16 protein-coding genes are annotated in these 18,554 nt (G+C 64.2%); 11 read left to right on the forward strand and 5 right to left on the reverse strand.

Annotation, left to right across the window (positions count from 1 at the left end; genetic code table 11):
• Window positions 1–41: 41 nt before the first annotated feature.
• The 4 genes from tpx to ACNQPL_RS10035 all read right to left on the reverse strand — a co-directional run bounded on the left by tpx (window position 42) and on the right by ACNQPL_RS10035 (window position 4,605).
• Window positions 42–542, reverse strand: coding sequence for a thiol peroxidase (gene tpx / locus ACNQPL_RS10020; protein WP_416466579.1), 501 nt, complete (start codon window positions 540–542; stop codon window positions 42–44).
• 168 nt (window positions 543–710) lie between these two features.
• Window positions 711–1,991 (reverse strand): serine/threonine transporter, encoded by a 1,281-nt coding sequence (locus ACNQPL_RS10025; protein WP_416466580.1) that lies wholly within the window; start codon window positions 1,989–1,991, stop codon window positions 711–713.
• A 273-nt stretch (window positions 1,992–2,264) separates the two neighbouring features.
• Window positions 2,265–3,461, reverse strand: coding sequence for an amino acid aminotransferase (locus ACNQPL_RS10030; RefSeq protein WP_346614316.1), 1,197 nt, complete (start codon window positions 3,459–3,461; stop codon window positions 2,265–2,267).
• A gap of 118 nt (window positions 3,462–3,579) precedes the next feature.
• Window positions 3,580–4,605, reverse strand: coding sequence for an Ldh family oxidoreductase (locus ACNQPL_RS10035; protein ID WP_346614317.1), 1,026 nt, complete (start codon window positions 4,603–4,605; stop codon window positions 3,580–3,582).
• Window positions 4,606–4,748: 143 nt separating this feature from the next.
• Between ACNQPL_RS10035 and ACNQPL_RS10040 the strand changes: the two genes are divergently transcribed.
• The 11 genes from ACNQPL_RS10040 to ACNQPL_RS10090 all read left to right on the forward strand — a co-directional run bounded on the left by ACNQPL_RS10040 (window position 4,749) and on the right by ACNQPL_RS10090 (window position 17,602).
• Window positions 4,749–5,612, forward strand: coding sequence for a MurR/RpiR family transcriptional regulator (locus tag ACNQPL_RS10040; protein ID WP_416466581.1), 864 nt, complete (start codon window positions 4,749–4,751; stop codon window positions 5,610–5,612).
• Between the two features lie 21 nt (window positions 5,613–5,633).
• Window positions 5,634–6,386 carry a transporter substrate-binding domain-containing protein gene (locus ACNQPL_RS10045; RefSeq protein ID WP_416466582.1) on the forward strand — a complete coding sequence of 251 codons (753 nt, stop codon included), beginning with the start codon at window positions 5,634–5,636 and terminating at the stop codon, window positions 6,384–6,386.
• 114 nt (window positions 6,387–6,500) lie between these two features.
• Window positions 6,501–7,220 (forward strand): ABC transporter permease subunit, encoded by a 720-nt coding sequence (locus tag ACNQPL_RS10050; protein WP_346614320.1) that lies wholly within the window; start codon window positions 6,501–6,503, stop codon window positions 7,218–7,220.
• On the forward strand, window positions 7,217–7,927 hold the full coding sequence (locus ACNQPL_RS10055; protein ID WP_416466583.1) for an ABC transporter permease: 711 nt from the start codon (window positions 7,217–7,219) through the stop codon (window positions 7,925–7,927). The genes ACNQPL_RS10050 and ACNQPL_RS10055 overlap by 4 nt, the downstream gene beginning before the upstream one ends.
• A 14-nt stretch (window positions 7,928–7,941) precedes the next feature.
• On the forward strand, window positions 7,942–9,186 hold the full coding sequence (locus tag ACNQPL_RS10060; protein ID WP_416466585.1) for an FAD-dependent oxidoreductase: 1,245 nt from the start codon (window positions 7,942–7,944) through the stop codon (window positions 9,184–9,186).
• Between the two features lie 22 nt (window positions 9,187–9,208).
• On the forward strand, window positions 9,209–9,991 hold the full coding sequence (locus ACNQPL_RS10065) for an amino acid ABC transporter ATP-binding protein (protein ID WP_416466586.1): 783 nt from the start codon (window positions 9,209–9,211) through the stop codon (window positions 9,989–9,991).
• Between the two features lie 480 nt (window positions 9,992–10,471).
• Window positions 10,472–11,281, forward strand: a complete 810-nt coding sequence (locus ACNQPL_RS10070; RefSeq protein WP_346614324.1) for a gamma-glutamyl-gamma-aminobutyrate hydrolase family protein — start codon at window positions 10,472–10,474, stop codon at window positions 11,279–11,281.
• A gap of 706 nt (window positions 11,282–11,987) precedes the next feature.
• Window positions 11,988–12,899: a 5-dehydro-4-deoxyglucarate dehydratase gene (gene kdgD / locus ACNQPL_RS10075; RefSeq protein ID WP_346614325.1), complete on the forward strand. Its 912-nt coding sequence runs from the start codon at window positions 11,988–11,990 to the stop codon at window positions 12,897–12,899.
• Window positions 12,900–13,004: 105 nt separating this feature from the next.
• On the forward strand, window positions 13,005–14,369 hold the full coding sequence (locus ACNQPL_RS10080) for an MFS transporter (protein WP_346614326.1): 1,365 nt from the start codon (window positions 13,005–13,007) through the stop codon (window positions 14,367–14,369).
• A gap of 75 nt (window positions 14,370–14,444) precedes the next feature.
• Window positions 14,445–15,998 (forward strand): galactarate dehydratase, encoded by a 1,554-nt coding sequence (garD, locus tag ACNQPL_RS10085; RefSeq protein ID WP_416466587.1) that lies wholly within the window; start codon window positions 14,445–14,447, stop codon window positions 15,996–15,998.
• Window positions 15,999–16,021: 23 nt separating this feature from the next.
• Window positions 16,022–17,602: an aldehyde dehydrogenase (NADP(+)) gene (locus ACNQPL_RS10090; protein ID WP_416466588.1), complete on the forward strand. Its 1,581-nt coding sequence runs from the start codon at window positions 16,022–16,024 to the stop codon at window positions 17,600–17,602.
• Between the two features lie 189 nt (window positions 17,603–17,791).
• Here ACNQPL_RS10090 and ACNQPL_RS10095 read toward each other — a convergent pair whose 3' ends face one another.
• Window positions 17,792–18,541, reverse strand: a complete 750-nt coding sequence (locus ACNQPL_RS10095; protein WP_346614329.1) for a FadR/GntR family transcriptional regulator — start codon at window positions 18,539–18,541, stop codon at window positions 17,792–17,794.
• Between the last annotated feature and the right edge of the window lie 13 nt (window positions 18,542–18,554).

Raw genomic sequence — 18,554 nt, forward strand, 5'->3', positions numbered from 1 at the left:
CCGGAACAGGCGACAAGAACCCGCCCTGCCCCCCGCAATCCTTACTTCAGAACAGCCAGCGCCGCATCATAGTTCGGCTCGTCGGCGATTTCGCCAACCAGCTCGCTGTGCAGCACCTTGTCGTTCTCGTCCAGCACCACCACGGCGCGGGCAGCCAGGCCGGCCAGCGGGCCGTCGGCGATGGCGACGCCATAGGCTTCGAGGAATTCACGGCCACGCAGGGTCGACAGGTTCTTCACGTTCTCCAGGCCTTCAGCGCCGCAGAAGCGAGCCTGGGCGAACGGCAGGTCGGCGGAAATGCACAGCACCACGGTGTTGGCCACAGCGTTGGCCTGGGCGTTGAACTTGCGCACCGAGGTGGCGCAGGTCGGGGTGTCGACGCTTGGGAAGATGTTCAGCACCTTGCGCTTGCCGGCGAAGTCCTTCAGCGACTTGTCGGCCAGGCCTTCACCTACCAGCGAGAAAGCAGGAGCCTGGGCACCGGTTTTCGGCAGTTCGCCGTTGACCTGAACCGGGTTGCCTTTGAGCGTGACTTGAGCCATGGGACGAAATCCTTATACGGGGTTTGAAAAGGACCCTGAGTTAAGCATGAAGGCGGCCGGGTGCCTATGGGGTACAGCGAAATTGTTCTAATGACGGACAATTCTTGTGGACAAAAAAATGTCCGGGTGGCGACAGCCAACCCGGACACGTCTACAGCAAGCAGCGAATCAGGCCAGCAGGCCGTACACCACGGAGGTCAAGGCGACCAACCCTACCACTACCACGAATACATTGGACATCGCGCCACTGTACTTGCGCATCGAGGGCACGCGGCGGATGGCGTACATCGGCATCAGGAACAGCAGCACGGCGATGATCGGGCCGCCCAGCGACTCGATCATGCCAAGGATGCTCGGGTTAAGGGTGGCGACGATCCAGCACACCACCAGCATCAGCGCGGCAACCACGCGGTCCAGCGCCTTGGCGCCGGGGCGCGCACCCGTTTTGGCGATGATGCCTTTGAGGCCTTCGCTGGCACCGATGTAGTGGCCCAGGAACGACTTGGCGATGGCAATGAAGGCAATCAGCGGCGCGGCAAAGGCGATGGTCGGGTTGCTGAAGTGGTTGGCCAGGTACGACAGGATCGACAGGTTCTGCGCCTTGGCCTCGGCCAGTTGCGCGCTGTCGAGGGTCAGCACGCAACTGAACACGAAGAACAGCACCATGGCCACCATCAGCAGGTGGGCGCGGGCCAGGATCTGGCCGCTGCGCTCGTCGGCGTGCTCGCCGTAACGGCGCTTCTGGTCAACGGCAAAGGCCGAGATGATCGGCGAATGGTTGAACGAGAAGACCATCACCGGAATCGCCAGCCACACGGTGTGCAGGAACGCCGAACCCGACGGCAGCTGGGTGGCGCTATCAAGGATGCCACCGGTCCAGTGCGGTACCAGGTACAGGCCCAGCAGCGCCAGGGCGACGATGAACGGGTAGACCAGCAGGCTCATGACCTTGACCGTGGCCTGCTCGCCGCAACGCACGATGGCCAGCAAACCGAGGATCAGCACGAACGACAGCAGCGCCCGCGGCGGCGGCGCCGTGTGCAGCTGGTGCTCCATGAAGCTGGTGACCGTGTTGGTCAGCGCCACGCTATAGATAAGCAGGATCGGGAAGATGGCGAAGAAGTACAGGACGGTGATGAGTGCGCCGGCTGTGATGCCGAAATGCTCTTCGACCACTTCGGTGATGTCGCCGCCGTTGCGCCCGGACAACACGAAACGGGTCAGGCCACGGTGGGCGAAATAGGTCATCGGGAACGCCAGTGCGGCGAGGATCATCAGCGGCCAGAACCCACCGAGGCCAGCGTTGATCGGCAGGAACAAGGTGCCTGCACCGATGGCGGTGCCGAACAGGCCCAGCATCCAGGTAGTGTCTTGACGCGACCAGCTGCCCAGGGCGGCCGGGGTTGATTCTTCATAGCGCCGTTCGACGCTTGGGGCCTGCTCATTCATTCCGGGTGTAGCTCCACTCGCAAGACTGCAACAGGGCTGGGAATGGCGAAACAGACGCTTCGTGCACCCCAACCAGATCAAGAGGGGCGCGATTGTGCACTGAAAGTGGGCGGTTGCGAAGCCCCGTCCGAGGGACGGTTGCACTTGTCATGACAACAAGGTGTCACCAGGAGGGCCGCTTCGCAGGGCAGGCCCGCCCCCACAGGTGCAACTCAGCACTTGTGGGAGCGGGCTTGCCCCGCGAATGGGCTGCAAAGCAGCCCCCTTGTCACATCACTTCTGAACGGCAGCGAACGCTTCGGCAACCCGTTGCAGGTTGGCCGGGCGCAGGCCGGACATGCACACCCGGCCGCTGTCGATCAGGTACACACCAAACTCGTCACGCAGGCGACGGACCTGCTCGACGCTGAAACCGGTGTAGCTGAACATGCCGCGCTGGCGCAGGAAGAACTGGAAGTCCTGACCTGGCAGCAGTACCGCCAGCGCATCGACCAGCGCCTGGCGCATGTCGAGGATACGCTTGCGCATCACTTCCACTTCAGCTTCCCACTGGGCATTGAGGGCAGCATCGCCGAGCACGCCGGCCACCAGCTGGGCACCGAAGTTGGGCGGGCTGGAGTAGTTGCGGCGCACAGTGGCCTTGAGCTGGCCGAGTACGCTCTGGGTAGTGGCTTCGTCGTCACAGACCACCGACAGGCCCCCTACCCGCTCGCCGTACAGCGAGAAAATTTTCGAGAACGAGTTGCTGACCAGGCACGGCACGCCGGCACGGGCCATTTCGCGGATGGCGTAGGCGTCTTCAACCAGGCCTTCGCCAAAGCCCTGGTAGGCGATGTCGAGGAACGGAATCAGCTGGCGAGCCTTGACCACTTCCACCACTTGCTGCCACTGGTTCTGGGTCAGGTCGGCACCGGTCGGGTTGTGGCAGCACGGGTGCAGCAGCACCACGCTGTTGGCCGGCAGGGTCTGCAGGGTGGCCAGCATGCCGTCGAAGTCGACGCCACGGGTAGTCTGGTCAAAGTACGGGTAACTATTAACCTTGAACCCAGCGCCTTCGAAGATGGCGCGGTGGTTGTCCCAGGTCGGGTTGCTGACCCAGACTTCCGACTGCGGGAAGTAACGCTTGAGGAAGTCGGCACCGACCTTGAGCGCGCCGGAGCCGCCAACGGTCTGCACGGTGGCCACGCGCTTGCCGGTGACGGCCGGGTGGTCGGCACCGAACAGCAGCGCCTGGATGGCCTGGCGGTAGCTGGCCAGGCCTTCCATCGGCAGGTACAGCGAGGCTTCGTGGTCAACCCCGGCAATGCGTTTTTCCACCGCATCCACGGCCGCCAGCTGCGGCACCACGCCGGCCTCATCGTAGTACAGGCCGATACTCAGGTTGACCTTGTCGGCGCGCGGGTCGGCCTTGAAGGTTTCCATCAACGAGAGGATCGGGTCGCCGGCATAGGCATCGACATGTTTGAACACAGCGTGCAGCTCCTTGGATCAGGACAGTTCGGAAAGGCTGCCCTGAGGATACCCGGACTCGGCGGGAAGGAACATCACCTAATGTGCAAGGTTGTCTATGCAAGAATGCACAGGGCAATCAGCCCAGCAGTGCCTTCAAGCCCTGCAGCTCCTGCTCGGTCACCGCCACCCCTTCGCGCTCGGCGATTTCACGCTCCCGGTAACGCCGCTCGCCCGGCAGCCGCGTCAACCCCACCGCCTGCATCTGCTCGACCAGCTCACGGCTGCGCTGGGCAAAGCGGTCGCCTTCGGCCTTGCTCGGGTCGATGACGATGAGCAACTGCCCGGTCCACGGCGTTTTCGCGCCCGGGTGGCCCGACCAGTCGAACTCCCAGGAAAAATGCCCACCGGTCAGTGCCGCCGCCAGCAGTTCGACCATCATCGACAGCGCCGAGCCCTTGTGGCTGCCAAACGGCAGCAGTGCGCCCCCTTCGAGAATGGCCTTGGGGTCGGTGGTCGGCTGGCCGTCGGCGTCCACGCCCATGCCTTCGGGTAACGGCTGGCCGGCACGGGCGGCAATCTGCACGTCGCCATGGGCCATGGCGCTGGTGGCCATGTCGAAGACGATCGGGTCATGCCCCGCGCACGGTGCGGCAAAGGCAATCGGGTTGGTGCCGAACAGCGGCTGGCGCGCACCATGGGGCACCACGCAGGTCATGCTGTTGACCACGCTCAGCGCCACCAGGCCTTCATCGGCGAACGGCTCGACATCCGGCCACAGCGCGGCAAAGTGGTGCGAATTGTGGATCGCCAGCACCGCAATACCAGCACTGCGGGCCTTTTCGACCAGCAGCCCACGCGCTGCCGCCAAGGCCGGTTGAGCAAAGCCCCCCCCCGCGTCGACCCTGACATAACCGGATGCCACATCGCTCACCTGCGGTGCGGCCTGGCCGTTGACCCAGCCGCTGGCCAGGGTCGAGACGTACCCGGGAATACGAAACACCCCGTGGCTATGGGCGCCATCACGCTGGGCGCTGGCGCAGTTGTGGGCGAGCACGCCGGCCACCGCCTCGCTGCAGCCGTGGCGCTGGAAGATTGCTTGCAACAGGCCCTGCAGCTCGGCAAAAGGCACGCGCACGACGGGTTCGGTGGAAGGTGCAGACATCTGAAGCTCCTTTCTTGGATTTGGAATGGCAACAGCATTGGCAGCGACAAAAACTTTCCTGCATGTGACAGCTATCTGTCAAATATTGACGCTGTGACAGAAAACATCCATTTTCTATTCCACGCCTCACCTGGAGCAGCGGCATGAGCCAACCGATCAAGCAACGCCTGGAAAACAGCCTGCAAGGGGCCACGGCTTCGGGCCACAAGATCGCCAGCTACATGCTCGCCAATCTTCAGCAACTGCCGTTCCAGACCTCTGCCAGCATCGCCGACAAGCTGGGGGTCAGCGAATCCAGCGTCGGGCGCTTCTGCCGCTCCCTCGGTTATGCCCATCTCAAGGCGCTCAAGCAAGACCTGCAGAGCGACTTGGGTGACGGCCCGTGGCTGGTGGGCGACCGTTTGCAGGAGTATCGCCAGCAGCACGATGACAGCCACCGCGCCGGCAGCCTGGAGCTGGAAATCGCCGCGTTGGTGCGGGTGCATGAATACAGCCGCAGCGATGCCTGGCACCAGGCCGCCCAGCGCCTGGCGGACAGGCCACGGGTGTTCATTGCCGGTTTTCAGACCGAGCGCGGCGTCGCCCAGTGCATGGCGCACCTGCTGCAGTACCTGCGCGATGGCGTGCAGGTGGTGGATGGCAGCGCTGGGCACTATGGCGACGTGCTGCTTGGCCGCCCGGAAAACAGCGCCCTGGTGGTGTTCGAGGCGCGCCGGTATTCCCGCCATGCCCTGCTGCTGTGCCAGAAGGCACGCCAGGCCGGCATACCGGTGACGCTGGTGACCGACACCTTCTGTGACTGGGCCGATGCCAACGCCGACGAGGTGTTCCGCATCCCCACCGAATTCAATCTGTTCTGGGAATCCACCTCGGCGATGCTGTCGTGGGTGCACCTGATGGTCAACGAGGTCTGCAAGAAACTTGGGCCGGATGTTGAAAAACGCTTGGAAGCGACTGCCGCTCTACATAACGAGTTCGTCGGCTACACGACGGGCAAACAACAATAGCAAGAGTGCAAGAGGTGCGAGATGAACAAGACCATGGCTTTGGTGGGTGCGTGTGCCCTGCTGGTGGCGGGTGCCGCCAGCGCCGAAACCCTGCGCTTCGCCACCGAGGGCGCGTACCCGCCTTTCAACTATGTGGATGCCGATAACCAGCTGCATGGCTTCGACATCGACATCACCCACGCCCTGTGCGAACAGATGAAGGTGGAGTGCACCCTGGTCGCCCAGGACTGGGAAGGCATCATCCCCGCCTTGATGGCGCGCAAGTACGATGCCGTGGTGGCCTCGATGATCGACACCGAAGAGCGGCGCAGGAAGATCGCCTTCACCGAGCACTACTACCGCACCCCGCTGACCGTCGCCGTGGCCAAGGACAGCAAGATCAGCGACGCTCAGACCACGTTCGACGGCTACACCGTGGGCGCCCAGTCGTCCTCCACCCAGGCGATCTATGCCGAAGACGTATACGCCAAGGCCGGCGCCGACGTGAAACTCTACCCGACCCTGGACGAGGCCAACGCCGACCTCGCCGCCGGCCGCCTGGACGGGGTGATCGCCGACAAGTTCCCGCTGCACGAGTGGATGACCAAGAACGGCCAGGACTGCTGCAAGGTACTCGGCGACGTGGCCGGGACCAAGGCCGATGCCGCCATCGCCGTGCGCAAGGACGACGAGGCGCTGCGCCAGCGCCTGAATGCCGCACTGACAGCGATCGTCGCCAACGGCACCTACCAGAAGATTGCCAGCAAGTATTTCGACTTCGACATCTATAACTGACGTTCAGCCCAACGCCGCACGTCGGCCCCCACAGAGTCCCAGGTTCGCTGCGACACCTGTGGGAGCCGGCTTGCCGGCGATTGAGGCCGGGCCAGCCAATACAAGGGATATGTCATGCTCGATCAATTGTCCTTGCTGTCCTTCGCCAGTGGCGGCTGGGGCCAGGCGCTGCTGGCCGGCGCGCTGGTCACCGTGTCGCTGGCCCTCGCCTGCCTGCCCATCGGCCTGCCGCTGGGCCTGGCCGTGGCCCTGGCGGCGCGCTCACGCAAACGCCTGGCGCGCGCCTGGGCAACCTGCTTTTCCACCGTGTTCCGTGGCTTGCCCGAGCTGCTGACCCTGCTGATCATTTATTACGGCTGCCAGATCGCCGCGCAGAAGCTGCTGGCCGCGATGGGCTACCAGGGTGAGTTCCTGATCAATACCTTCCTCGCCGCCATGATCGCCTTCAGCCTGGTGTTCGCCGCGTTTTCCAGCGAGATCTGGCTGGCTGCCTTCAAGACCCTGCCCAAAGGCCAGCTTGAAGCCTGCTCGGCGCTGGGCCTGGGCAGGCGCACGGCGTTCTTCAAGGTAGTGCTGCCACAGCTGACGCGCATTGCCCTGCCAGGGCTTTCGAACAACTGGCTGTCGTTGCTCAAGGACACCTCCTTGGTTTCGACCATCTCGCTGGTCGACCTGATGCGCCAGACCAACCTCGCGGTCAGCGTCACCAAAGAGCCCATGTTCTTCTATGGCGTGGCCTGCCTGGGGTACCTGCTGTTCGCAGCACTGTCGGGGCGGGTGTTCGCCTTCATCGAACGGCGCAGCAACCGTCACCTGCAAGGAGCACGCACATGAGTGCCGAACAACTGCTGAACCTGGTGCTCGACCCCGATCTGCTGGAGCGCTACGGGCCGCGTTTTGTGGATGGTTTGCTGGTAACGGCCAAGCTGGTGGCGATTTCCTTCAGCCTGGGTGCCGTGCTCGGCCTGCTGCTGGCGCTGGCGCGGATGTCGCGCCACCTGCTGCTGCAACGGCTGGCCGCCGGCTACGTCTATTTCTTCCGCGGCTCGCCCCTGCTGGCGCAGCTGTTTCTGCTGTATTACGGCCTGGGTTCGTTGAAGGGGTTCTGGCAGGACGTTGGCCTTTGGTGGTTCTTCCGCGAAGCCTGGTTGTGCACCTTGCTGGCCTTCACCCTGAACACCGCCGCCTACCAGGCCGAAATTTTCCGCGGCAGCCTGATGGCGGTGGCGCCCGGGCAGCATGAAGCCGCACGGGCATTGAACCTGAAACGCTCGACCACCTTCTTCAAGGTGATCCTGCCGCAATCGTTGCTGGTGGCCATCGGCCCGCTGGGCAACGAGCTGATCCTGATGATCAAGGCCAGCGCCATCGCCTCGCTGGTGACGATCTACGACCTGATGGGGGTGACCAAGCTGGCGTTCTCGCGCAGCTACGACTTCCAGATCTACCTGTGGGCCGCTGTGCTCTACCTGGTGATCGTGGAGCTGGTACGGCGCCTGCTGAAACACCTGGAAGCCCGCCTGGGCCGCCACTTGAACTGACCGAGGATACATTCATGCATTGCCAGACCCTTGTCCTTGGCGCCGGTATCGTCGGCGTCAGCACCGCCCTGCACCTGCAGGCACGCGGGCGCCAGGTGATCCTGATCGACCGCGACCAGCCCGGCAGCGGCACCAGCCATGGCAACGCCGGGCTGATCGAGCGCTCCAGCGTCATTCCCTATGCCTTCCCGCGGCAATTCGGCGCACTGCTGCGCTACGGCCTGAACCGCCAACCGGACGTACGCTACAGCCTGCTGCACCTGCCCAAGGCCGCGCCGTGGCTGCTGCGCTACTGGCGGCAATCGGCGCCTGGGCGGCTGGCCGGCGCTGCCGCCGATATGCTGCCGCTGGTGCAGCGCTGCGTCGAAGAGCATGACGCGTTGATCGCCGCCGCCGGCCTTGAAGGGCTGGTGCAGGCCAAGGGCTGGATCGAGGTATACCGCGACACTGCGTTGTTCGAGCAGGCCAAGGCCGAGCTCAAGGGCCTGGCCCGTTACGGCCTGCGCTACGAGATTCTCGAGCGCGGGCAAATGCAAGCCCGCGAGCATCAGCTCGACAGTGCCGTGGTCGGCGGCATCCATTGGCTGGACCCGAAAACCGTGAAGGACCCCGGCGCCCTCACGCGTGGTTACGCCGCATTGTTCGTGCAGCGTGGCGGGCAGTTCCTGCATGGCGATGCATGCAGCCTGCGCCAGGCCGGCGGGCAGTGGCAGGTCGACAGCCAGCGCGGTTCGATCACCGCCGACGACGTGGTGGCCTGCCTCGGCCCGCAGTCGGCCGACCTCTACCAGCGCCTGGGTTACCAGATCCCGCTGGGTATCAAGCGCGGCTACCACATGCATTACGGCACCCGCGGCGGCGCCCAGTTGCAGCACTCGATCTGCGATACCCAAGGCGGCTATGTGTTGGCCCCCATGGCACGTGGCGTGCGCCTGACCACCGGCATCGAGTTCGCCGCCAGTGACGCGCCTGGCAACGAGATCCAGCTCAAGCGCTGCGAAGCGCTGGCGCGCAAGCTGTTCCCGGCCCTGGGCGAGCGCCTGGACGACAAACCCTGGCTGGGCCGCCGCCCGTGCCTGCCGGACATGCGCCCGGTAATCGGCCCGGCGCCGCGACACGAAGGCCTGTGGTTCAACTTCGGCCACGCGCACCACGGCCTGACCCTAGGCCCGGTCAGCGGCCGGCTGCTGGCCGAACTGCTCACCGGCGAGCGCCCCTTTACCGACCCTGCGCCTTATAGCGCGGCACGTTTCGACTGAATCCAAGCGGGAGAACAACAACATGACCGCCCCTTTGAGCGTTGCCAGCCTTGCCCCTGAAACCGACCCACGCCCGGTGCTGATCCGCATCGAGGGCCTGAACAAGCACTATGGCGCCTATCACGTATTGCGCGATATCGACCTGCAGGTGCGCGAAGGCGAGCGCATCGTACTGTGCGGCCCGTCCGGCTCGGGCAAATCCACCCTGATCCGCTGCATCAACCGCCTGGAGGTTGCTGAACAAGGCAGCGTCCAGGTGGCCGGTACCGACCTCGCTGCCACCACCCGCCAGGCGGCCCAGGTGCGCAGCGAGATCGGCATGGTGTTCCAGCATTTCAACCTGTTCCCGCACATGAGCGTGCTGGACAACTGCCTGCTGGCGCCCACCAGCGTGCGCGGGCTGTCGCGCAAGGACGCCGAGGAGCGGGCGCGGTTGTACTTGAGCAAGGTCGGTATCGAAAGCCAGGCGCACAAGTACCCCAGCCAGCTGTCCGGTGGCCAGCAGCAACGCGTGGCGATCGCCCGAGCACTGTGCATGAAACCGCGCATCATGCTGTTCGACGAGCCAACCTCGGCACTCGACCCGGAAATGGTCGCCGAAGTACTGGATGTGCTGGTGCAGTTGGCCGGCACCGGCATGACCATGCTGTGCGTCACCCATGAAATGGGCTTCGCCCGGCAGGTCGCAGAGCGGGTGTTGTTTCTGGAGGGAGGGCAAATCATCGAGGACAGCCCGCCGCAGGTGTTCTTCAACCAACCACGCACCGCACGGGCCAAAAGTTTTCTGGCGCAGATCCTTCATTGAGGCCACTGGCCCAATCGCCGGCAAGCCGGCTCCCACAGGTATGGACTGCCCCCAAGAAGTTGGACACCAATCCAATCCTTGGGGGCAGCCCAGGTACGGCGCAGGTCTTGAATGCGATGTTTTCCCTGTGGGAGCCGGCTTGCCGGCGATAGGGCCAGCGAACACAACACAAGCGGCCTTTCATTGCACCGCTGCAATGACCCAACTGCGTCGTTAAATATTATTGACCTCACCCCCTGCCAAACCCTTGCCGCCTGAGGCCCGCAAGGGTTTTAGCCCCCGAATTCAGGCGTTTTATCCCTTCCCTCCCCCCTGCCAGTCGTTTGACATATCGAACGGCTCTGGCAAGCTGTCTACAAGCCCCGACCGGAATCGTCGCCTCTGACGAGCCGGCAGTGCTCGGGGCTTCAGGTAGCACATCAGGCCCCGGGCCGTGCACCTGCACAACAACGACAGGTCGAACCTGTCATAAGGTGACATATGTCCAACAGCAACATTGGCAACAAGCAACCTTCCCTGCGCAAACCCGTCGTCCTGATGACCATGGGCAGCCAAGAGCGCAAAGGCCATGACTATCAGGTCATGACCCACAAATACATTACCCCGCTGGTCGACTTCTCCGATTGCGTCCCGGTTCTGGTGCCCACCTGCTGTGGCGTCGAAGACCTCGAGACCTATCTGGACATGGCCGACGGCGTGTACCTGACCGGTGCCGGCAGCAACATCGAGCCAAGCCTGTACGGCCAGGAAAACCAGACCCCGGGCAAAGGCCAGGACGTCAATCGCGACCTGTTCGACATCCCGCTGGTGAAGGCAGCGCTCAAGCGCGGCCTGCCAATCTTCGGCGTTTGCCGCGGCATGCAGGAAATCAACGTGGCCCTGGGCGGCGACATCTACCAGAAGGTCTACGCCGAACCTGGTTTCAACGACCACCGCGAAAACCCGGAAGACCCGGTCGAGGTGCAGTACGCCCAGGTGCACAGCGTGAAGATCAAGCCGGGCAGCTGGCTGCGTGACACCCTCGGCACCGACGAGATTCGCGTCAACTCGTTGCACGGCCAGGGCCTGCGCAACCTGGGTGCCGGCCTAGAGCCGATCGCCCATGCTGAAGACGGCCTGGTCGAAGCGATCCACGGCCCGAGCATCTCGCCGTTCCTGTTCGCCGTGCAGTGGCACCCGGAGTGGCAAGCGGCGAAAAACCCTGACTCGATCAAGATCTTCCAGGCCTTCGGCGATGCCTGCCGAGCCCAGGTTCGCAAGTCCCAGATCAAGCGCCAACAGGCGGCTTGAACCTCAGCTTCGTTAGGTTTTGATCGCGGGGCGGCGCAAGGTCGCCCCCGCTTCCTCGGTCACCCTCTGCTGGTCCCAGAACACTTCCCGTGGAAGCGGGCGGCGGGCTTGTGCCTGTCTCCGCGATCGTTTTTTCCTTTCCTTCTTAAGAGATACGATGACCTTATGTGTGGTCGTCGTAGGATTTTCTGCGCCTGGGAGATGGAGCGCCGCCCGCGGGGTGCTTGCCTTAGGATCTTCAGCGCCCTTGAGACCGAGCGCCGCCCGCGCGGCGCATCGCGGGCAAGCCCGCTCCTACATTTGTTGCAACGTGCCATTCCAGTCAGGCCATGGTTGTCCGCCTTGGCGCATGACTGAAGACAGGTGAGGCAGCAGCCGCGCCAGCCGAAAAATCTCGTCGAGCCACCAAGGCTGACAACTATGGCCTATCAGGCCATGGCACGTTGCAACAAATGTAGGAGCGGCTTTAGCCGCGATGCGCCGCGCGGGCGGCGCTCGATCTCATAGGCGCCAAAGATCCCAAGGCAAGCGCTTCGCGCGGGCGGCGCTCGATCTATGCCCCACCGCAAATCCTATGACAAGCACCCTCACGCTCCCCCAAAAAAATCTCCAACAAAGGACTAGCCATTCCGGAGGTTGTACGATAACTTACCTCCATCGCAACACATCACACCTTCACCCCAAGCGCCACAGGATGCCAACAACAATGAATCCACAAGAACTGAAATCCATCCTCTCCCACGGCCTGCTCTCTTTCCCGGTCACCGACTTCAATGCCCAGGGCGATTTCAACCAGGCCGGCTACATCAAGCGTCTGGAATGGCTGGCCCCGTACGGCGCAAGCGCCCTGTTCGCCGCCGGCGGCACCGGTGAGTTCTTCTCCCTGGCCGCCAGCGAGTACAGCCAGGTGATCAAGACCGCAGTCGACACCTGCGCAACGTCGGTACCCATCCTCGCCGGCGTCGGCGGCTCCACCCGCCAGGCCATCGAATACGCTCAAGAAGCCGAGCGCCTGGGCGCCAAGGGCCTGCTGCTGCTGCCGCACTACCTGACCGAAGCCAGCCAGGACGGTGTTGCGGCCCACGTCGAAGCCGTGTGCAAATCGGTGAACATCGGTGTGGTGGTGTACAACCGCAACGTCTGCCGCCTGAACGCCGACCTGCTGGAAAAACTGGCCGAACGCTGCCCGAACCTGATCGGCTACAAGGACGGCCTGGGCGACATCGAATTGATGGTGTCGATCCGTCGTCGCCTGGGTGACCGCTTCAGCTACCTGGGTGGCCTGCCGACCGCCGAAGTGTATGCTGCTGCCTACAAAGCCCTGGGTGTGCCGGTTTACTCGTCGGCGGTGTTCAACTTCGTGCCGAAGACCGCGATGGACTTCTACCACGCCATCGCCCGTGAAGATCACGCCACCGTTGGCAAGCTGATCGACGATTTCTTCCTGCCGTACCTGGACATCCGCAACCGTAAGGCCGGTTATGCCGTGAGCATCGTCAAGGCTGGCGCCAAGATCGCCGGTTACGACGCAGGCCCGGTGCGCACCCCGCTGACCGACCTGACCGCTGAAGAATACGAAATGCTCGCAGCGCTGATGGACAAGATGGGTCCGCAATAAGCGCACCCCCAGCGGCCTGCCAATGCCGCACCCGGAGTGGGCTACCCCCACTCCGGCTACAACTCGTGAGCCCGCACAAAAATAACTAGTGGGAGTATTGCCAGCATGCAAGCGACTAAAAAGACGCATGTGCGCTACCTGATCCTGTTCATGCTGTTCCTGGTGACCACGATCAACTATGCCGACCGCGCCACCATCGCCATCGCAGGCTCCAGCCTGCAGAAAGACCTCGGCATTGACGCCGTAACCCTCGGTTATATCTTCTCCGCCTTTGGATGGGCTTACGTTGCCGGCCAGATCCCTGGTGGCTGGCTGCTGGACCGCTTCGGTTCCAAGAACGTGTACGCGTTCAGCATCTTCACCTGGTCACTGTTCACCCTGCTGCAGGGTTTTGTCGGTGGCCTGCCGGTCGCCTGGGCGGTCGTCACCCTGTTCACCCTGCGCTTTCTGGTCGGTTTCGCCGAAGCCCCGTCGTTCCCGGGCAATGCCCGTATCGTCGCGGCCTGGTTCCCCACCGCAGAACGTGGCACGGCATCGGCGATCTTCAACTCGGCGCAGTACTTCGCCACCGCGCTGTTCGCCCCGATCATGGGCTGGATCGTGTTCAGCTTCGGCTGGGAGCACGTGTTCGTGGTCATGGGTGCACTGGGCATCGTGTTCTCTGCCGTGTGGCTGAAGACCATCTACAACCCACGCCAACACCCGCGCATCAGCCCGCAAGAGCTCGAGCACATCGAGCAGAACGGCGGCCTGGTGGACATGGACCAGAAGCGCGGCAATGACGGCCCGAAATGGGGCTACATCAAGCAACTGCTGACCAGCCGCATGCTGCTGGGCGTCTACCTGGGCCAGTACTGCATCAACGCGATCACCTACTTCTTCCTGACCTGGTTCCCGGTGTACCTGGTGCAGGAGCGCGGCATGACCATTCTCAAGGCAGGCTTCATCGCCTCGCTGCCGGCCATCTGCGGCTTCATCGGGGGTGTGCTGGGTGGCGTGTTGTCGGACTGGCTGCTGCGCCGCGGCAATTCGCTGACCTTCTCGCGCAAGCTGCCAATCGTCTGTGGCCTGCTGCTGTCGACCACCATGGTCTTCTGCAACTATGTAGACGCTGAATGGATGGTGGTCGGCTTCATGACCCTCGCCTTCTTCGGCAAAGGCATCGGTGCGCTGGGCTGGGCGGTGGTCGCCGACACTTCGCCGAAACAGATCGCCGGGTTGTCTGGTGGGTTGTTCAACACCTTCGGCAACATCGCTTCGATCACCACCCCGATTGTCATCGGCTACATCATCAGTGCTACCGGCTCGTTCAAGTGGGCCCTGGTGTATGTCGGTGCCAACGCCCTGGTGGCGGTGTTCAGCTACCTGGTGATCGTCGGCCCGATCAAGCGTATCGAGCTGCGCGAAGACGCCCCCAAGCCACAGGCTGAGCCTGCCGCCAACGGTGAACTGGCCAGCTCGCGTCACTGAGTGAACACGCCCGCGCCGGGTTGCCGGTGCGGGCGGATGTACAAAAGCCTGAGAACCTAAACGTAGGGCCTGAACATGCAGTTGATCGAACATTCCGACTCGCCCCGCTACGTCCGCCTGCACGACGACGATAACGTCGTGGTGGTGGTCAACGACGGCGGCCTGGGCGAAGGCGCCCGCTTCCCCGACGGCCTGACCCTGGTCGAAGCCGTGCCGCAGAGCCACAAGGTCGCCACCGTGCTGATCGCCAAGGGCGAGCCGGTGCGCCGCTACGGGCAAATCATCGGTTACGCCCTGGAAGACCTGCGCCAAGGCAGCTGGGTCCAGGAAAGCCAGCTGGCCATGCCGGCGGCACCGGAACTGGACAGCCTGCCGCGCTGCGATGCCGTCCCTGCGCCCCTGCCGCCACTCGACGGCTTCACTTTCGAAGGCTACCGCAACGCCGACGGCACCGTCGGCACCCGCAACATCCTCGGCATCACCACCACCGTGCAATGCGTGACCGGCGTGCTGGAACACGCGGTCAAGCGCATCCGCGCCGAATTACTGCCCCAATACCCCAACGTCGATGACGTGGTCGCCCTCACCCACAGCTACGGCTGCGGTGTGGCAATCAACGCGCGCGACGCCTACATCCCGATCCGCACCGTACGCAACCTGGCGCGCAACCCCAACCTGGGCGGCGAAGCGCTGGTCATCAGCCTGGGCTGCGAGAAGCTGCAGGCCGGCCAGGTAATGCACGACAACGACCCGTCGGTGGACCTCAGCGAACCCTGGCTGTATCGCCTGCAGGACGCCAGCCTCGGCTTTACCGAAATGATCGAGCAGATCATGGGCCTGGCCGAAACCCGCCTGAAAAAGCTCGACCAGCGCCGCCGCGAAACCGTGCCGGCCAGTGAACTGATCCTCGGCATGCAGTGCGGCGGCAGCGACGCGTTCTCGGGCATCACCGCCAACCCGGCGCTGGGTTATGCCGCCGACCTGCTGGTGCGCGCTGGCGCTACCGTGCTGTTCTCGGAAGTTACCGAAGTGCGCGACGCTATCTACATGCTCACCTCGCGCGCCGAGAATCAGGACGTCGCCGACGCGCTGGTGCGCGAAATGGACTGGTACGACCGCTATCTGCAGCAAGGTGCGGCGGACCGCAGCGCCAACACTACGCCGGGCAACAAGAAAGGCGGGCTGTCCAACATTGTCGAAAAATCCCTCGGCTCGATCGTCAAGTCAGGCAGCGGCGCCATTCAAGGTGTGCTCGGCCCCGGCGAGCGGGTCGGGCGCAAAGGCCTGATCTTCTGCGCCACCCCGGCCAGCGATTTTGTCTGCGGCACCCTGCAACTGGCAGCCGGCATGAACCTGCACGTGTTCACCACCGGCCGCGGCACCCCGTACGGCCTGGCCATGGCGCCGGTGGTCAAGGTCTGCACCCGCACCGAACTGGCGCAGCGCTGGCCGGACCTGATCGACATCGACGCCGGGCGCATCGCCAGCGGCCGGTCGAGCATCGAAGAGCTGGGCTGGGAGCTGTTCCACTACTACCTGGACGTGGCCAGCGGCCGCAAACAGACCTGGGCCGAACAGCACCGGCTGCACAACGACATCACTTTGTTCAACCCGGCGCCTATCACCTGATTACTCACCTACAGGAGCACCCCATGCCTGAGATTCTTGGCCACAACTTCATCGCCGGCCAGCGCAGCGCCGCTGGCGCGCAACGCCTGCAGAGCCTGGACGCCACCACCGGCGAGGCCCTGCCCTATAGCTTCGCCCAGGCCACCGAGGCCGAAGTGGACCAGGCGGCCCAGGCCGCCGCTGCCGCGTTCGCCGAATTCCGCCAGCTGGCCCCGGCGCGCCGCGCCGAGTTCCTCGACGCCATTGCTGCTGAGCTTGACGAGCTGGACGATGCCTTCGTCGCCGTTGTCTGCCGCGAAACCGCCCTGCCCGCTGGGCGTATCCAGGGTGAACGTGGCCGCACCAGCGGCCAGATGCGCCTGTTTGCCCAAGTGCTGCGCCGTGGCGACTACCTGGGCGCACGCATCGACCTGGCACTGCCCGACCGCCAACCGCTACCGCGCGTAGACCTGCGCCAGATGCGCATTGGTGTCGGCCCGGTTGCCGTGTTCGGCGCCAGCAACTTCCCGCTGGCCTTCTCCACCGCTGGCGGCGACACCGCTGCAGCGTTCGCCGCCGGTTGCCCGGTGGTGTTCAAGGCGCACAGCGGCCACATGGCCACTGCCGACCTGGTCGGTGCAGCCATCGTCCGCGCCGCCGAGCGCACCGGCATGCCCAAGGGCGTGTTCAACATGGTCTTCGGCGGTGGTGTCGGTGAATGGCTGGTCAAGCACCCGGCCATCCAGGCCGTCGGTTTCACCGGCTCGCTCAAGGGCGGCGACGCCTTGTGCCGCATGGCCGCCGAGCGCCCGCAGCCGATCCCGGTATTCGCCGAAATGTCCAGCATCAACCCGGTGATCATACTGCCGGGCGCGCTGGCCAAGCGTGGCGAGGCCATCGCCCGCGAGCTCGCCGGCTCCGTGTGCCTGGGCGCCGGCCAGTTCTGCACCAACCCAGGCCTGGTGATCGGCCTGCAATCGCCGCAGTTCAGCCAACTGCTGAGCGACCTTGGCCAGCACCTGGACCAACAAGCCGGCCAGACCCTGCTCAACGCCGGTGGCCTGCGCAGCTATGTTGGCGGCCTGGAGCACCTGCAGGCGCACGCCGGCATCGAACATCTGGCCGGCCAGCCTCAGGAAGGCAGCCAGGCGCGCGCGCAGCTGTTCAAGGCCGATGCCCGCCTGCTGGTAGACGCCGACCCGCTGCTGCAGGAAGAAGTGTTCGGCCCGACCACGGTTGCCGTCGAAGCCCGCGATAACGAGCAACTGCGCGCCGCCCTGCTCGGGCTGCGTGGCCAGTTGACTGCCACCCTGATCGGCGAGCCGGAAGACTTCGAAGCGTTTGCCTGGTTGGTGCCGCTGCTGGAAGAAAAGGTAGGCCGCATCCTGGTCAACGGCTACCCCACTGGCGTTGAAGTGTGCGATGCCATGGTGCACGGCGGCCCGTACCCGGCCACCTCCGATGCCCGTGGCACGTCCGTCGGCACCCTGGCCATCGACCGCTTCCTGCGCCCGGTCTGCTACCAGAACTACCCGCAGACGCTGCTGCCTGAGGCGCTGCGCGACAGCAACCCGCTGGGCTTGCGCCGGCTGGTGAATGGGCAGTGGAGTGACGGGGCGATCTGAATGCCCTGAATGCCCTGAGATAAAAGAAAGCCCCGCGTTTGCGGGGCTTTCTTTTGAGTCTTGCATTGAATTTACCGGCCCTATCGCCGGCAAGCCGGCTCCCACGGGGTTTGCGCTGAGCCTGAGAACAGCGGCGTACCTGTGGGAGCCGGCTTGCCGGCGATAGGGCCAGCAACGCCAACCGTGAATTCAAACCCCTTGCGCCTCGGCCTCCGCATGCGCCTGGCGCAGCCGCTCGCGGCTGTTGCTCAGGTGCATGCGCATGGCCATCTTCGCCCCTTCGCTGTCACTCCGGGCAATGGCCTCGTAGATCGCCTCGTGCTCATGCATCAGGCGGCTCATGTAATGCGCCTGGTCATCATGCGCCAGGCGTGCAGAATTGAGCCGGGTACGCGGAATGATGCTGGTACCGAGGTGGTTGATGATGTCGGCGAAGTAGTGGTTGCCGCTGGCCTGGGCGATGCGCAGGTGGAACTGGAAGTCCGCCGACACCGCATCGTTGGCATGCGCGGCACCTTCGTTCAGCTCGTCCAGCGCCGCACGCATGCCGGCCAGTTCCTCATCGCTGCGCCGCTGCGCAGCCAGGCCGGCCGATTCGATTTCCAGGGCGATGCGCAGCTCCAGCACAGCCAGCACTTCACGCAGCGTGACCACGGTGGCCGGGTCGATGCGGAAACCCCCGGTGGAGGGCGTATCCAGCACAAAAGTGCCGATGCCATGGCGCGTCTCGACCTGCCCAGCAGCCTGCAGCCGCGAGATCGCCTCACGCACCACGGTGCGGCTGACGCCCTCCTCGGCCATGATCTGCGATTCGGTCGGCAACTTGTCGCCGCGCTTGAGCTGGCCGCTGCGAATGCGCTCGGTCAGCACCGTGACCAGTTCCTGGGCCAGACTGCGCGGTTTGCGCCGGGTCCTTGCCTGTACCTGCTGCTCTGTCATGCCCTGTATTTCA

The organism is Pseudomonas sp. LFS044 (assembly GCF_047978245.1).
In the GTDB taxonomy this organism is placed as follows: domain Bacteria; phylum Pseudomonadota; class Gammaproteobacteria; order Pseudomonadales; family Pseudomonadaceae; genus Aquipseudomonas.

What these genes read in the sequence shown, in the direction of transcription:
- ACNQPL_RS10070 (WP_346614324.1), top strand. Translation starts at nt 10,472, where the DNA reads ATGTCCAACAGCAACATTGGCAACAAGCAACCTTCCCTGCGCAAACCC.
- ACNQPL_RS10095 (WP_346614329.1), bottom strand. Translation starts at nt 18,541, where the DNA reads ATGACAGAGCAGCAGGTACAGGCAAGGACCCGGCGCAAACCGCGCAGT.
- ACNQPL_RS10055 (WP_416466583.1), top strand. Translation starts at nt 7,217, where the DNA reads ATGAGTGCCGAACAACTGCTGAACCTGGTGCTCGACCCCGATCTGCTG.
- ACNQPL_RS10025 (WP_416466580.1), bottom strand. Translation starts at nt 1,991, where the DNA reads ATGAATGAGCAGGCCCCAAGCGTCGAACGGCGCTATGAAGAATCAACC.
- ACNQPL_RS10060 (WP_416466585.1), top strand. Translation starts at nt 7,942, where the DNA reads ATGCATTGCCAGACCCTTGTCCTTGGCGCCGGTATCGTCGGCGTCAGC.
- ACNQPL_RS10065 (WP_416466586.1), top strand. Translation starts at nt 9,209, where the DNA reads ATGACCGCCCCTTTGAGCGTTGCCAGCCTTGCCCCTGAAACCGACCCA.
- ACNQPL_RS10050 (WP_346614320.1), top strand. Translation starts at nt 6,501, where the DNA reads ATGCTCGATCAATTGTCCTTGCTGTCCTTCGCCAGTGGCGGCTGGGGC.
- ACNQPL_RS10045 (WP_416466582.1), top strand. Translation starts at nt 5,634, where the DNA reads ATGAACAAGACCATGGCTTTGGTGGGTGCGTGTGCCCTGCTGGTGGCG.
- ACNQPL_RS10090 (WP_416466588.1), top strand. Translation starts at nt 16,022, where the DNA reads ATGCCTGAGATTCTTGGCCACAACTTCATCGCCGGCCAGCGCAGCGCC.
- ACNQPL_RS10080 (WP_346614326.1), top strand. Translation starts at nt 13,005, where the DNA reads ATGCAAGCGACTAAAAAGACGCATGTGCGCTACCTGATCCTGTTCATG.
- ACNQPL_RS10040 (WP_416466581.1), top strand. Translation starts at nt 4,749, where the DNA reads ATGAGCCAACCGATCAAGCAACGCCTGGAAAACAGCCTGCAAGGGGCC.
- garD (WP_416466587.1), top strand. Translation starts at nt 14,445, where the DNA reads ATGCAGTTGATCGAACATTCCGACTCGCCCCGCTACGTCCGCCTGCAC.
- ACNQPL_RS10035 (WP_346614317.1), bottom strand. Translation starts at nt 4,605, where the DNA reads ATGTCTGCACCTTCCACCGAACCCGTCGTGCGCGTGCCTTTTGCCGAG.
- kdgD (WP_346614325.1), top strand. Translation starts at nt 11,988, where the DNA reads ATGAATCCACAAGAACTGAAATCCATCCTCTCCCACGGCCTGCTCTCT.
- tpx (WP_416466579.1), bottom strand. Translation starts at nt 542, where the DNA reads ATGGCTCAAGTCACGCTCAAAGGCAACCCGGTTCAGGTCAACGGCGAA.